General features: G+C 61.9%; 14 protein-coding genes. 7 read left to right on the forward strand and 7 right to left on the reverse strand.

Translation table 11 applies throughout. The annotated features are described in order from the left end of the window. Nucleotides 1-19: 19 nt before the first annotated feature. A complete protein-coding gene (locus HJB91_RS02695; protein WP_221145591.1) occupies nt 20-1420 on the reverse strand; it encodes a L,D-transpeptidase in 1401 nt (466 codons plus the stop codon). A gap of 230 nt (nt 1421-1650) precedes the next feature. After that, the gene (locus HJB91_RS31215) at nt 1651-1938 is read right to left on the reverse strand and encodes a hypothetical protein (protein ID WP_405047650.1); all 288 of its coding nucleotides are present in this window, start codon (nt 1936-1938) and stop codon (nt 1651-1653) included. Between the two features lie 85 nt (nt 1939-2023). On the opposite strand from HJB91_RS31215, the gene HJB91_RS02700 reads away from it, so the two are divergent. From HJB91_RS02700 to HJB91_RS02710, 3 genes are all read left to right on the forward strand, one after another. After that, entirely contained in the window at nt 2024-2863 is an 840-nt protein-coding gene (locus HJB91_RS02700; RefSeq protein WP_221122651.1) for a DUF4432 family protein, read from the forward strand. A 72-nt stretch (nt 2864-2935) separates the two neighbouring features. Next, on the forward strand, nt 2936-3274 hold the full coding sequence (locus HJB91_RS02705) for a TIGR01244 family sulfur transferase (RefSeq protein WP_221153416.1): 339 nt from the start codon (nt 2936-2938) through the stop codon (nt 3272-3274). 73 nt (nt 3275-3347) lie between these two features. Beyond that, nucleotides 3348-3692 carry a RidA family protein gene (locus HJB91_RS02710; RefSeq protein ID WP_097593761.1) on the forward strand — a complete coding sequence of 115 codons (345 nt, stop codon included), beginning with the start codon at nt 3348-3350 and terminating at the stop codon, nt 3690-3692. Between the two features lie 40 nt (nt 3693-3732). On the opposite strand, the gene HJB91_RS02715 is transcribed toward HJB91_RS02710, so the two are convergent. The 4 genes from HJB91_RS02715 to HJB91_RS02730 are packed head-to-tail and all read right to left on the reverse strand — an operon-like array spanning nt 3733 to nt 8528. Next, nucleotides 3733-5391 carry a thiamine pyrophosphate-binding protein gene (locus HJB91_RS02715; RefSeq protein WP_221122652.1) on the reverse strand — a complete coding sequence of 553 codons (1659 nt, stop codon included), beginning with the start codon at nt 5389-5391 and terminating at the stop codon, nt 3733-3735. Nucleotides 5392-5404: 13 nt separating this feature from the next. Next, on the reverse strand, nt 5405-6607 hold the full coding sequence (locus HJB91_RS02720; RefSeq protein WP_221122653.1) for a CaiB/BaiF CoA-transferase family protein: 1203 nt from the start codon (nt 6605-6607) through the stop codon (nt 5405-5407). Nucleotides 6608-6624: 17 nt separating this feature from the next. Beyond that, a complete protein-coding gene (locus tag HJB91_RS02725; RefSeq protein ID WP_210630589.1) occupies nt 6625-7581 on the reverse strand; it encodes a DMT family transporter in 957 nt (318 codons plus the stop codon). Between the two features lie 17 nt (nt 7582-7598). After that, a complete protein-coding gene (locus HJB91_RS02730; RefSeq protein ID WP_210630590.1) occupies nt 7599-8528 on the reverse strand; it encodes an alpha/beta fold hydrolase in 930 nt (309 codons plus the stop codon). Between the two features lie 257 nt (nt 8529-8785). On the opposite strand from HJB91_RS02730, the gene HJB91_RS02735 reads away from it, so the two are divergent. From HJB91_RS02735 to metF, 4 genes are all read left to right on the forward strand, one after another. Continuing rightward, nucleotides 8786-9526, forward strand: coding sequence for a ribonuclease T2 family protein (locus tag HJB91_RS02735; RefSeq protein WP_221145584.1), 741 nt, complete (start codon nt 8786-8788; stop codon nt 9524-9526). A gap of 97 nt (nt 9527-9623) precedes the next feature. Then, nucleotides 9624-11273: an energy-dependent translational throttle protein EttA gene (gene ettA / locus HJB91_RS02740; protein WP_210630592.1), complete on the forward strand. Its 1650-nt coding sequence runs from the start codon at nt 9624-9626 to the stop codon at nt 11271-11273. A 163-nt stretch (nt 11274-11436) separates the two neighbouring features. After that, nucleotides 11437-12462 (forward strand): metalloregulator ArsR/SmtB family transcription factor, encoded by a 1026-nt coding sequence (locus tag HJB91_RS02745; protein ID WP_210630593.1) that lies wholly within the window; start codon nt 11437-11439, stop codon nt 12460-12462. Nucleotide 12463: 1 nt separating this feature from the next. After that, nucleotides 12464-13366: a methylenetetrahydrofolate reductase [NAD(P)H] gene (metF, locus tag HJB91_RS02750; protein WP_210630594.1), complete on the forward strand. Its 903-nt coding sequence runs from the start codon at nt 12464-12466 to the stop codon at nt 13364-13366. A gap of 459 nt (nt 13367-13825) precedes the next feature. On the opposite strand, the gene HJB91_RS02755 is transcribed toward metF, so the two are convergent. Beyond that, a complete protein-coding gene (locus tag HJB91_RS02755) occupies nt 13826-14731 on the reverse strand; it encodes a DMT family transporter (RefSeq protein WP_221145582.1) in 906 nt (301 codons plus the stop codon). Nucleotides 14732-14839 lie beyond the last annotated feature (108 nt).

Consider the following 14839-nt stretch of genomic DNA (forward strand, 5'->3'; position numbering starts at 1 on the left):
TGACCAGTTTGGCTTTGGCTCAGTCGACGAACTCGACCGTCACACCGGGCTTGACCATTTTCGCAAGCTCGGTTGCATCCCAGTTGGTCAGGCGAATGCAGCCGTGGCTCTGGGTGCGGCCGATCTTGGAGGGCTCCGGCGTGCCGTGGATGCCGTAAGTCGGCCTGGAAAGCGCCATCCAGACGGTGCCGACCGGGCCGTTCGGGCCTGGGGGAATGTTGAGGATCTTGTCGTTGGCGCCCTGCTGAAAGTTGATCTTCGGGTTGTAGGTATAACCGGGATTGAACGCGACGCGCTCGACCGTCACCGTGCCGGACGGGGAGGGGGTGTCGGTTGAGCCGATCGAAGCCGGGTAGGCGGCGATAAGATTGCCGGCGCCGTCATAGGCGAAAACCTGTTTGCGCCCCTTGTCGGCGATGATGCGGGCGACCTCGCCGGTCTTCATCTCGCCGGGATTGACGACCTTGATCACCGTGCCGGGAACACTGAAATCGGCGCCGGGATTCATCTCCTTGAGGAAGGCCTCGTCCATATGGAAACGCTCGGCCAGCATTTCAGTGGTCGAGGTATAGGCGAGCGACGGCAGCAGCGCCTTATGCGAATAATCTTCCGGGATCTCCGCGACGAAGGGGCCGGCGGCATCGGCCGGCGTGATCGTATAGCTGACGACGGGCAGGCCGCCGTTCATGCGCAGCTCTTCCAGAATGGCATCGGTGTCGTTGGGGTCGAGCTTTGACCCCGTCATCTGGTCGTAAGCATAAATGCCCTTGGTGACGTTCGAGCCCATGTGCCCGTCGATGACGCCGGGAGAGATGCCGGCGCGGTCGAGGAAGACCTGCAGCGCGACGATCTCGGGCTTCGATTTGTTCTTCAGCGTGATCACGGGCTCGTCGGGTGCTGCCTTCGGCGCATCGGCGGGCGGGATCTGCTGATCGGGATCGATCGAAGCGTAATCGTCGCCCGATTGCGGATTGCCAATGCTGTTGTCGTTCGGATAGGGCTCCTCGCCGAGCGGCAGGCGCTCGATTGCAGCGTCGCGCGGAATGCCACCGGTGACGGCGCCGCGTTCGGAATAACGCGTATCGCCATAGGAATTGTCGTCGGCATAATAGGGATCGTTGCCACCCTGGTCGGTATAAACCTCGCGCGGGCCGGGCCGTGGTGGATAGTAGCCGCGGGCGCGCATTTCGGTGGCGACGACGTTGCCGTAGGCGTCGATCAGCACGCGGTTGCCGCTGCGGTCGCGGGCATAGGCAAAGCCGCGCGGGACATAATCGAGGATTTCGCCGTTCGGCGTGACCAGCACGACATCGCTCTGGCGACGGTCACGAAACTGCTGCGCGCCGGCCTGCGGTGCTGCAGCCGCAACGGCTGCCAGCACGGCCGCAAGCGAAAATGCCGACTTCAAAAAGCGATTCACGTCTCACACCTCGAACAGTGACTGGGCCGACACACACCCGCGAATTTTGACGCTAGTGTGGAATTTATGAAAGCGTGCTGAACAAAATATGAAAATCCCTAAGATTTCCTTTTACTCATAAACGTTTGCATCCTTGTGTCCGTTCCGCAAAATCCACGGTTGCGGCAAAAGCGCAAGAGGAGAACGGCGCGATTGACGAAAGAGGGCGCGAAACTTAGAGCTTTTCCGGGTTAGACTGCGGCATTCTGCCGGAGCAGGTTTTCGTCAGGGCAAAGGCGATTGGCGAAGGGCATACCCCAAGGTACGTCCGAGCCGATCGCCTCTGATCCTGGCGGAAACATGCCCGGCCCACCGGCCGCACCGCTTCGCCGTGGCGTAGCGATGTGCGTCCGGCGATTCCAAAGTCTTGCAGATTTGCCAGCCAAATTTGCGGGAGGGTTGGCTGAAACAGGGCGGCTGATCGACCGGCCGGCTTGGCCGTAGAGCTTGGCTACGACGCGCGCCGGCCGGTCGACCATCCGACCGTTTGAGCCAACAGAATGCTGCAATCTAACCCGGAAAAGCTCTAACGCTACGGCGGCCGCTAACCTTGAGGAGACCGAGATGATCGAATTTGCCGCTGCAAGCGGGCCGCGCCTGATGCTGGATGAAACATCGGTGCTCGATATCGGCGGATGCATTGTCGACGGCGTCGATATTGCGCCAAAGCGTGCCATTCCGGACGATGGCGATCCGCGAATCGATCACTCGCTCGAAGGTTTCCTCTTCACCTGCGGCCCGGACCATATCCGCCATCGCCAGCCGATCGCCGGCCGTGCCGACGGCAAGGTCTATCCGCTGCACGGATCGGCCTCCGGCCACGCCGCCAAGATCCTGTGGACGAAACACGAGAATGGCAATGCCGAATGCCGCGCCGATATCGACATTACCACGGTCGAGGGACTGCCGCAGCGCATCGAGCGGCTGTGGCGGATCGACGGCGCGAACGGCGAGGTGCGGCTCGAAGACCGGGTTATCAATACCAGCGATCAGGCGGTGCCGACCTTCCTGATGTACCATATGAATGTCGGCGGCAAATGGCTGGACGACGGCACGCGGCTCGAAGGCCGGATGCTGGAGAATGGCGGCTTCCCCTGGACATTCGGCGAGGAGCCCGGCGGCATCTTCTGTGTGCCGGCGACGGCGACGGAGGAGGGCTCGGCGGAAGTCCGGCTCGGGCCGATCGCCGCAATTGGCGGCAGGACGCTCAACGTGCGCTTCCGCGCCGATACGCTGCCTTATCTGCAGGTTTGGCGGAACCAGAAGGCGCCCGCTCATATTATCGGCATCGAGCCGGTGTCGCATCGCTGGGTATTGCGCGACGAGCTTCATGCGGCCGGTGAATTCAACATGCTCGCCCCGGGCGAAAGCCGCAGCTATGCGCTGACCTTTGCCTTCCTGTGAGTGAAGTGTTGTTGACGCTTGCGGGCCTCCCGTCGTAGACCTTCAGCCCACGATCTTTGAGGAGACAAGACGATGGATATTCGCCAGATCGACGATGAATATTCGGTTTCGGGACAGATCACGCTTGAGGACCTCGATGAGATCAAGGCGTTGGGCTTCAAATCGATCGTCTGCCATCGCCCCGACCATGAAAGCCACGACCAGGCGTCGTTTTCCGTCATCGAGGCGCGTGCCAAAGAGCTCGGACTCGACATCGCTCATGTGCCGGTTGGACCGATGGGCGTGACCGAAGAGGCAGTGCAGGGCATGGTCGACGCGCTCGACGAATTCCCGCGGCCAATGCTTGGCTATTGCCGCTCGGGCGCGCGCTCGACGGCGATCTATCAGAAAACTCAGCATATCCGCAATTAACCGCCCTTTCCGGGCTCCTACTTCCGGCGTTGAACCTCAGCGCCGGCACCTTTCATTGATGCAGGAGACGATAATGAGCATTAAGCGTATCGACGTCGGCGCGCGCATGAGCGGCGCCGTCATTCACGGCAACACGGTCTACCTCGCAGGCCAGGTGGGTGAGGGCGAAAGCGTCACCGATCAGTGCAAGTCTGCGCTCGCCGAAGTCGACCGTCTGCTGGCGGCCGCCGGCAGCAACAAGTCGAAGATCCTGCAGACCCTCGTCTATCTTTCCGACATCGCTTATTTCGGCGAGATGAACGCAGCCTGGGAAGCCTGGATCGATCCGGCCAATCCGCCGGCACGCGCCACCAGCGAAGCCAAGCTCGCCGCGCCGAAATACAAGGTCGAGTTCATCGTTACGGCTGCGCTCGACTAAGTTCGCCGCAGTTCCGTCTCTCAAAGCCGGTGGGGCGCCCTTACCGGCTTTTTGTTTGCGCGATTTCCGAAAGCGTTCTGGTCGGTGTGATCGCTTCCGGATCGAGCTTCACCTCGATGATCGCCGGTTTGCCGCTTCTTCGCGCGCGCTCGAAAGCCGGGGCGAATTCCTCCGTGCTTTCCACCGTCTCGCCGTGGCCGCCATAGGCGCGGGCAAGGGCCGCGAAGTCGGGGTTGGTGAGATCGGTGCTGCTGACGCGGCCGGGATATTCGCGCTCCTGATGCATGCGGATCGTGCCGTACATGCCGTTGTTGACGACGATTGCGATGATCGGCAGACCGTAGCGGATGGCGGTGGCGAATTCCTGGCCATGCATCAGGAAACAGCCGTCGCCGGCAAAACAGATGACCTCACGCTCGGGAAAAAGCCGCTTGGCGGCCACCGCGGCGGGCAACCCGTAACCCATCGAGCCGGAGGTGGGCGCGGCCTGGGTGTTGAAGCGGCGGAAACGATGGAAGCGATGCAGCCAGGTGGCATAGTTGCCGGCGCCGTTGGTGAAGATTGCGTCCTGCCTGGTATTCGCCTCCAGCCACTCCATGATCGGTCCCATATGGACAGCGCCAGGACCTATCGCTGGCGGCTTCGACCAGGCGAGATAGGCTTGGTGCATGCGCTCCGTGCGCTCCGCCCAGTGCGGCTCGGTCGGCGCTTTCAGATCGGTAAGTGCAGCGACGAAATCGGCCGGTGCCGCGCAGATCGCCAGATCCGGGCGATAGATACGGCCGAGTTCGGACGCATCGGGATAGACGTGGACCAGCGATTGCTGGGGGTAGGGGATGTCGATCAGCGTGTAGGACGACGAGGGCATTTCCGACATGCGGGCGCCGAGCAGGATCACCAGGTCGCTCTCCTTGATCTCCTTGGCGAGCGCCGGATTGATGCCGATGCCGACATCGCCGGCATAGCAGGGATGAAGGTGATCGAACAGCATCTGCCGGCGGAAGGAGCAGCCGACCGGCAATTGGAAACGCTCGGCGAAGATTGCAAAATCGGCGACGGCATCGGCATCCCAGCGCGTGCCGCCGAGGATCACCACCGGTCGCTCAGCTTTGAGCAGACGCAGATAGAGATCGTCGATCTGGCTGGGGCCGGGATGCGCCTCGACGTTGGCATAACGCCTGGCGAGGGGCGCCTCGACCTCGTCGCGCAGCATGTCTTCCGGCAGCGTCAGCACCACGGGGCCGGGACGGCCGGAGGTTGCGATCGCAAAGGCGCGGGTGACGAATTCGGGAATTCGGGCGGCATCGTCGATTTCACCCACCCATTTGGCGAATTCGGTGAAGGCGCGGCGGAATTCGACCTCCTGGAAGGCCTCGCGCTCACGTGCATCACGCTGCACCTGGCCGATGAAGAGGATCATCGGGATCGAATCCTGCCTTGATATATGCAGGCCGGCGGAGGCGTTGGTGGCGCCGGGGCCGCGGGTCACCATGCAGATGCCGGGTTCGCCGGTGAGCCTGCCCCAGCAATCCGCCATCATCGCCGCCCCGCCTTCCTGCCGGCAGACGAGGACGTCGATATCGCTGTCACGCAAGGCGTCGAGCACGGCGAGGAAACTCTCGCCGGGCACGCAGGAGAGGCGTTTGACACCGTTCGCCTTCAGCGCCTCGACGATCAGTTCCCCGCCCGTTTGTTTCATAATGATACCTTCTTCATGACGATGTCTTCCTCTCAAGCTCGGCGAGTTCCGCCAGAATTTCTTCCCTGTGTTCGCCGAGACGCGGGCTCGGCCTGACGTAGCGCAATGGTGTTTCCGACAGCCCCACCGGCGTCCTGACCCCGGGGATGACGGTGCCGGCGGCATCGGCAAGGTCGATGCGCAGACCGCGAGCCTTCACTTGCGGGTCGGCGAACATTTCCTCGATCGTGTTGATCGCGCCCGATGGAACCGCGTTCTGCTCGCAGGCCTTCAGGAGATCCGCCTTCTGCCATTTCAGCGTCTCGGTGGAGATCAGGCGGCGCACCTCGCCGCGGTTGGCGACGCGGGCCTTGTTGGTGGAGAAACGCTCGTCATCCGCGATCGTCTCCAGGCCGAGGATGGCAGAGAGGCGGCGGAACTGGCCGTCATTGCCGACGGCCAGGATGAGATAACCGTCGGCCGTCGGTACGACCTCATAGGGCGAGATGTTCGGATGGGCGTTGCCGAGGCGGGTCGGTGCGGCGCCGGAGATGAGGTAATTCATGTTCTGATTGGCGAGGACGGCCGATTGCACGTCGAGCAGGGCCATGTCGATCAACTGGCCTTGTCCGGTTTTCAGGGCATGGATCAGGGCGGCCTCGATCGCCGAGACGGCATAGATGCCGGTGAAGATGTCGGCGATCGCCACGCCCGCCTTCATCGGTTGGCCGTCCGGCTCGCCTGTTATCGACATGAAGCCGGACATGCCCTGGACGATGTAATCGTAGCCGGCGAGGCCGGCATAGGGGCCGGTCTGGCCGAAGCCGGTGATCGAGCAATAGACGAGCCTCGGGTTCTGCTTGCGCAGGCTGTCGTAATCGAGCCCGTATTTGACGAGGCCTCCGACCTTGAAATTCTCGATCACTACATCGGCTGTGGCTGTGAGGCGACGAACGAGATCCTGGCCCTCAGAGCTCTTGAGGTCGGCGGTGATTGAGCGCTTGCCGCGATTGGCGGCGTGGTAATAGGCGGCCGAGAGATTTTCGCCGTCGGCACCTTCGACGAAGGGCGGTCCCCATTGGCGGGTGTCGTCGCCACCGTCGGGATTTTCCACCTTGATGACGTCGGCGCCGAGATCGGCAAGCATCTGGCCCGCCCAGGGGCCGGCGAGCACGCGGGCAAGCTCGATCACCCGGATGCCGGCAAGCGGCGGCATGTTCGTCGCGGTCTCGGTCATGTTCCTCCCGTCGGTGTCTACGGCGCCAGCGTCACCTCAGATGTATCGGATACCGGCTTTGAAGCAAAGCGGCGCTCGCGCCAGAGGATGTAGAAGCCCGACGCCATAATGATCGTGATGCCGAGCCATTTGATCGCATCCGGAAAATCGCCGAAAACAAGCCAGGCGAAGATCGTTGCCGAAACGATCTCGAAATATTGCAGCGGCGCCAGCGTCGACGCCGGTGCCGCACGAAAGGCATAGACGCCGAGGATGCCGGCGATCGCGGCCATGGCGCCGACGCCGGCCACGTAGAACCAGGCGCTGCCTGCAGGCATGACGGGATCGAAGAGATCGGAGCCGCTTCCTTCGCCGACAAAAAGCAGGAAAGCGCAGAAGAGCAAGCCCCAGATGCCCATCTGGAACTGCATCGACCAGGGGTCCTCCCGGTGCGAGAGGACGCGGGTCATCAACACGAAGATCGCAATGCAGAGCGCGCTGACGACAGGCAGGAGCGCGATGGAGCCGACCTCCTCGAAACTGGGCTGGATGATCAGCATCGCCCCGAAGAAGCCGACGCCGCAGGCGGTATAGCGCCGCCAGCCGATCGTCTCCTCGAGGAAAATGCCGCCGAGGATCGTCACGATGATCGGCTCGATAAAGAAGATCGCGATCGCGTCGGCGACCGCCATATATTTCAGCGTGGTGACGAAAGAGATCATCGAGACGGTGATGACGAAGCCGCGGATGGCGTGGAACAGGCTCTGGCGCCACGAGAAATCGGTAAAGCTGCGTCGCCATAGCACGATCGGCAGCATGCAGAGCGCCTGCACGAGGAAGCGGCCGGCGGTGATCTCGGCGGAGGGGACGGTGACGACGGCAAGCTTGGCGAAGATGTCGATGAGCGGCGAGAACATCACCGAAAGAAACATCAGCGCAAGCCCCGTCGTCACTTCGGAGGCGGACGAAGCGGGCCGGGCGGAGGTGCTGCTCATGATGGGATCTCTCTGGCTCAGGATCTTGCGAGTGCCTCGTCGCACCAGTCCGCGAAGGCGGCGGTCGCCGCTTCGGCGTCGATCTCGTTCAGCGTTTCATGCCGCATATCCTGATATATCCGAGTGCTGATACGAGAGAAGCCTTGCGCTTTCAAATGGTTTGACAGCCAGAGGATGGCTTTTCCACGCCCCGTCGCCGGATCCTCGCCGCCGCCGACCAGATGGATCGGCATGTCGCGCGGCAGCCGGTCGAGATGGAGCTTCTGCGGTGCGCGAAACGTCAGTTCGAAGAGATCGAGCCAGAGCGAGACCGAAGCATCGAAGCCGCAGAGCGGATCGCCGATATATTTGTCGACTTCATCGGCATGGCGGGACAGCCAGTCGAACTCGGTGCGGCGGTCCGGGATCGATTTTCCCCAAGCTCCGAAGGTGAGCTTCGGCAAGAGGCCGCTCGGCACGTCGGAGCCCTTCAGCATCCGCTCGGCAAGCAAGATCGCCTGGGCGGCTCGGCCGGCAAGGCCGACGGCGAAATTCGAATTCCAGACGGCGACAGCGTCGAAGTCGCCCGGAGCGGTGACGGCGACATTGAGCGCCACGAGACCGCCCATCGAATGGCCGAAGAGGATCACCTTCAGGCCGGGATGGCGCGAGGCCGCATGGGCGCGCACGGCAAGGACATCGCCGATCACCCGGTCGACGCCATCCCGGCCGGCGAAGCGGCCAATCGGCGCGTCGGGCGCCGTCGTCTCGCCGTGGCCGCGGTGATCATGGGCATAGACGTGGTAGCCGCGCGCCGCCATCGCCGCGGCAAAGCGGCCGTACCGCTTCGAATGCTCCGCCAGGCCGTGCGATATCAACAGGACGCCGCGCGCCGGGTGGGTAGCCTCGGCATGGTGATAGGCCAGAGACGCTTCCCCTATCGCGAGTCTTTGCGTATCAGAAAACATCCGGATCCTCCCCGCCCCAGCAGAGCAGATCGCTACTGCATAATTCCTTAAAGCGGAATCGATTTAAGCGAATATGCTGCAACTATAAGTGCGACACGGTGCTCGCGTAACTCTAAGACAGTGAGGTCCCCGCAATAGTCAGCTGTTTCCGGCGACGCGCAGTCGATAACAAATTTCGGCACGGCTGCGATTCAGGGTTGCTGCCGTTTACTCTTTGTGCTTATCTGTTCCTGCATTGTTCTTCTTTGGGGGTTGAAATGAGCAGCATGCAGTTGCGTACCTTTACGTTCGCCTTGTCGATGATCCTTGCCGGCGCTGCCGTGGCGCAGGAGGCCGATGGCCGTACCCGTTTCATTCTTGCTGCGAGCTGGCAGCCCGCCTTCTGCCAGACGAACCAGAAGAAGCCCGAATGCGCCAGCCAGACCGGCGAGCGCCATGACGCGACGAATTTCTCGCTGCACGGCCTGTGGCCGATGCGGCAGGATTATTGCGGCGTCAGTGAGGACCAGAAGGCTGCCGACAAGGACGGCAAATGGGATACATTGCCCGCGGTTGCGCTTTCGGCCGAGACGCAGGCGTCGCTTGCAAAGGCAATGCCCGGCACCCAGTCCGGCCTTGAACGGCACGAATGGATAAAGCATGGCACCTGCACGAAAATGAGCGTTGAGGATTATTTCGGCGTCGGCGTCCATTTAGTGGATGCGCTCAATACATCGGCCGTGCGCGATCTCTTTGCCGCCAATATCGGCAAGGCGGTCAAGGCCGAGGCGATCAAGGCTGCTTTCGACAAGAGCTTCGGGCCGGGTGCGGGCGAGCGCGTCAAGATGAGCTGCCGGCGAGCCGGCAATGTCAGGGTGATCAGCGAGTTGACGATCGGCCTGTCTGCGGATGCGGGAACGGCATCGGCAAAAAGCGCGGGCCTTGCCGATCTGATCCAGGGAGCGGGAAAAACCACGTTCGGCTGTGACGAGGGCGTTGTCGATGCAGCGGGCTTCTGACCGGAATCCGGCGTAAACGGGTTTCGGCGTTGCTCACAGGCGCTGTTTCGCCTACATAGCGGCACGAAACGAAGTTTCCCGCCCGGAGCAGCGCAGCATGGCACGTCAATTCATCTATCATATGTCCGGCCTCAACAAGGCTTATGGCAACAAGAAGATCCTGGAGAACATCCACCTTTCCTTCTACCCGGATGCCAAGATCGGCATCCTCGGACCGAACGGCGCCGGTAAATCCACTGTGCTGCGCATCATCGCCGGCCAGGACAAGGAGTATACCGGCGAAGCCTGGCTCGCCGAGGGTGCCACGGTCGGCTATCTCGAGCAGGAGCCGAAACTCGACCCCACCAAGACGGTTTTCGAGAACGTCATGGAAGGTGTTGCCGCGAAGACGGCGATCGTCGATCGTTACAACGAATTGATGATGAACTACTCGGACGAGACCGCGGAAGAGGGGGCGAAGCTCCAGGACATCATCGACAGCCAGAACCTCTGGGATCTGGAAAGCCAGGTCGAGATGGCGATGGAAGCCCTGCGCTGCCCGCCGCGCGATGCCGATGTCACCAATCTTTCCGGTGGTGAGCGCCGCCGCGTCGCGCTCTGCCGTCTGCTGCTGTCGCAGCCGGATCTGCTGCTGCTCGACGAACCGACCAACCATCTGGATGCCGAAACCATCGCCTGGCTCGAAAAGCACCTGCGCGACTATCCCGGCGCCGTGATGATGATTACCCACGACCGCTACTTCCTGGACAACGTCACCGGCTGGATCCTCGAACTCGATCGCGGCCGCGGCATCCCTTATGAAGGCAACTACTCCGCCTATCTGCAGGCCAAGGCCAAGCGCATGCTGCAGGAAAACCGCGAAGAGGCATCACGCCAGAAGGCGATCAGCCGCGAGCAGGAATGGATTGCTTCCAGCCCGAAGGCTCGCCAGGCCAAGTCGAAGGCGCGTATCAAATCCTACGAGCAGTTGGTGGAGGCGGCCGAGAAGCAGCGTCCCGGCGACGCGCAGATCATCATCCCGGTGAGCGAGCGCCTCGGTCAGGTGGTCATCGAGATGGAGGGCATCACCAAGGGCTTCGACGGCCGCACGCTGGTCAACGACCTGTCGCTGAAGCTGCCGCCGGGGGGCATTGTCGGCATCATCGGTCCGAACGGCGCCGGAAAGACGACGCTGTTCAAGATGATCACCGGCCAGGAAACGCCGGATGGTGGTACGATCCGGATCGGCGAAACCGTGCACCTCAGCTATGTCGACCAGAGCCGCGATGCGCTCGATCCCAACAAGACCGTCTGGGAAGAAATCTCCGGCGGCGCCGAAGTGATCAAGCTCGGCAAGTTCGACATGAACTCCCGTGCTTATTGCGGCGCCTTCAACTTCAAGGGCGGCGATCAGCAGCAGAAGGTCGGCAGTCTCTCGGGCGGCCAGCGTAACCGCGTTCACCTCGCCAAGATGTTGAAATCCGGCGGCAACGTTCTGCTGCTCGACGAGCCGACCAACGACCTTGATACGGAAACGCTTGGCGCCCTTGAGAACGCGCTTGAGAATTTTGCCGGTTGCGCCATCGTCATCAGCCACGATCGCATGTTCCTCGACCGCCTGGCGACGCATATCCTGGCTTTTGAGGGCGAGGGCCATGTCGAATGGTTCGAAGGCAACTTCGAGGATTATGAGGAGGACAAGGTCCGTCGCCTCGGCCCGGATGCGCTCAATCCGGGCAGCCAGGCCCATAAGCGCCTGACACGCTGATCCCTGCTTCATTTCTGCTTCCGAAGCCCCGGTTCGACCGGGGCTTTTTCGTGTCAGACCCCGTCGCAATTTGCGCAGGCAATTTCGCGAACAGTGCGAATTGCCGCTTGCCACCGCTTTTCAAATCACATAAAGATATCTTTATATCTTGATTGGGCCAATGATGAGCGAACCTTTGAAGCTGGGACTGGATGGGCTGGTGGACGTCTTGAAGGCGGCCGGAGAACCCACGCGTCTGCGTCTTCTGGCGCTTCTCGACGGCGGCGACCTGACGGTGACCGATCTTACTGAAATCCTCGGCCAGTCGCAGCCGCGCATCTCCCGCCACCTGAAGCTGCTCGGCGAGGCCGAACTGATCGAACGCTATCAGGAAGGCGCCTGGGCCTATTTTCGCCTCAAGCAGGACGGCAAGGCGGCCATGCTGGTGCGGGCGCTGCTGAAACATGTCTCCGAGAACGACCCGACCATCCTTCGTGACGGCGAGCGTCTTTCGGCTGTCAAGCGCCAGCGGGCCGAGCGGGCGCAAGCCTATTTCAGCCGCAATGCCGCGGAATGGGACGAGCTTCGCCGCCTGCACGCGGCGGATGAGGAGGTCGACGCCGCCGTCATTCGGCTGCTCGGCAACCAGCCGATCGATTCGCTGCTGGATCTCGGCACCGGCACCGGCCGCATCCTCGAACTCCTGTCCGGACTTTACCGCCGTGCTGTCGGTGTCGACGCCAGTCGCGACATGCTGAGCGTGGCGCGCGCCAATCTCGACAAGTCCCGCATCACCAAGGCGACGGTGCGCCACGCCGATATCTTGAACCTTCCGTTCGAGGGGCAGGATTTCGACCTTGTGACGATCCATCAGGTGCTGCATTTCTTCGATCAGCCGGAGATTGCGATCGCGGAAGCGGCGCGCATGCTGCGGCCGGGCGGGCGGCTCGTGGTCATCGACCTCGCGCCGCACACGCTCGAATATCTCAGAGACGAACATGCCCATGTCCGTCTCGGCTTTTCGCACCAGGCGATGTCCGACTGGTTGCGCAAGGCCGGGCTCGACGTCGAGCAGGTCGTCGATCTTCATCCGGGTCAGCAGGGCGGGCAGGGGTTGACGGTCACCGTCTGGCTCGCGCGCGATCCGAGGCGCCTCATGGCTTCGCAAACGAGCGAAGGCGCCGAACCCACATTTGCCGGGAGAGTATGACATGGCTTTGAAAAGCGAAGGACGCGGGCGCAACTTCGGGATCTCCTTCGAATTTTTTCCGCCGAAATCGGAGGAAATGGAAGGGCAGCTCTGGGATACTGTCAGCAAGCTGCAGGATTGGGATCCGGATTTCGTGTCGGTGACCTACGGCGCCGGCGGCACCACCAAGGCGCCGACGCTGTCTGCTGTTACGCGTTTCCTGTCGCAGACGCCGCTTGCCACCGCCTCGCACCTGACCTGCGTTGGTGCGACGAAGGAGGAAACGCATCATATGATCGATACGTTTCGCAAGGTCGGCGTAAAGCATTTCGTGGCTTTGCGCGGTGATGCGCCCGGCGGCGTCGGCGCGCCCTATCAGCCGCATCCCGGCGGTTACGCCAATGCGGCAGAACTGGTGGCAGGCCTCAAGTCGGTCGGTGATTTCGAGATTTCGGTCTCCGCCTATCCGGAAAAGCACCCGGAAAGCCGTGATACGGCCGCCGATATCGACATGCTGAAGCGCAAGGCCGATAACGGCGCCGACCGGGCGCTGACGCAGTTCTTCTTCGACAATGACAATTTCGAGCGCTACCTGGAGCGGGTGCGCGCCGCCGGCATCTCGATCCCGATCGTGCCAGGTATCATGCCGATCCAGAACCTGACGCAGTTGAAGCGTTTCGCCGGCGCCTGTGGCGCGGTCATCCCTGGCTTCCTCGACGAGCGTTTCGCGGGCCTCGACGATAAGCCCGAGGACCGGGCGAAGGTCGCGGCCGAAGTTGCCGCCGAGCAGATCGAGGATCTCGTCCGGCGCGGCATCGGTGATTTCCATCTCTATACGATGAATCGCGCGCCGCTGGTTTCCGCGGTGCTTGACAATCTCGGCTTTGCCCGCCGAACGACAAAGAGCGCGGGAGCCGCCGCCTGATCCTTGCAGACGTTCAAAAGTGAAAAAGCGCATGTCGGGCGGGACATGCGCTTTTTCGTTGGCGGATTGATCAGGGGAGTTTAGGCACTATCAGCGTTCCGCCTCCGTCATTCCGGCTCAAATGAAGAGCATGGATAAGACGAAAGCAAACGCTGCACTGACCAACAGAACATTCAAGGATTGCGTGAGTCCCATGTCTGTCTCCTCGCGTTAGCCGTCGGATATTATGTCTGAAATATGTCGGTTGGGAAGCGGATTTTATGCTGCGCTGCCGAAACGGCCAGTGGACAAGTCGAACATCATTTTCCTAAGGCCATGAGATGAAACGATAATTTCGAGAAAATTTTTCTTCACACATTTTAACACGGCGTTAAATCAGGCGACTGCGAATTTACCTATGCGCCCGAAACTTGGCGAAGCCGCAACTGGTTGAAAACATACGAAAAATGCAACCTGAGGTCAGGCGGGCTTGGCCAGCAGGCGATAGGCGCGCCCGTCGAGGATGACGAGGCCGAAACCGATCAACGCCATGCCGGCGAATTCGCTCAGGCTGAGCCTTTCGCGGAGGAAGAGCACGCCGAGAAGGATGGCGCTCGGCGGCACCAGCAGCGTGACGAGCGAGGCGTTGGTGGCGCCGGCGGTCGCGATGACCCTGAAATAGAGAATATAGGCGAAGGCGGTCGAAAGCAGCGCCAGCGCCAGGATGGCAAGCAGCACTTCGAGTGGCGGTATGGTCAGTGCCCAGGGTCGATCGGCCAGCAGCGACAATGGCAGAGCGATCAGTGAGGATGCGGTCAACTGGCCGGCGGCGGTGACCGCGGCAGGGACGCCCTTGAAACGCTTGCCGTAGGTGGCGGCAAAACCGTAGGAGACGGCGGCGAGCACCGGAAACAGCAGCGCCCAGAGCGGGGCTTCGCTGCCGGTGGAGATGCCGGGGCCGACCAGCACGATCGTCCCGAGGAGACCCACGAGGCAGCCTGCGATCTTGGCCGAGCTCAACTTCTCGTCCGAGGTGAGGTAATTGGCGATGAGCACCGTCCAGATCGGCGTCGTCGCGTTCAGGATCGCCGCAAGGCCGGCGCCGATGCGGGTCTGGCCGAAGAAGATCAGGGCATGCGGCAGGACATTGTTGATGACGCCGAGGATCAGGAACTCGCGCCAGCGGGCCTTGAAGATCGAATAGATGTCAAGACGCCCGGCAATATAGACATGCAGCGCGAGCGCGGCGAGCAACAGCCTGAGGAAGACGAGGGTCAGCGGTGGCACGTGCTGGACGGCGATGCGGGCAAAGAAAAAGGAGCCGCCCCAGATCAGGCCGAGCAGGACCAGCAGCCCCCAAGTCCAGGCATTCATCTTGCTGTCCATGCCGCTTCCTCCACCGCAAGCGAACCGTCCGCAACCGGCACCGGTTCTTCATCAGGAAGCTTTAGCCCAAGCGGCAAATGCCGCCACCCGTTTCTTGCAAAACGGGTG

The organism is Rhizobium sp. NLR10b (genome assembly GCF_019685435.1).
Classification (GTDB): Bacteria; Pseudomonadota; Alphaproteobacteria; order Rhizobiales; family Rhizobiaceae; genus Rhizobium.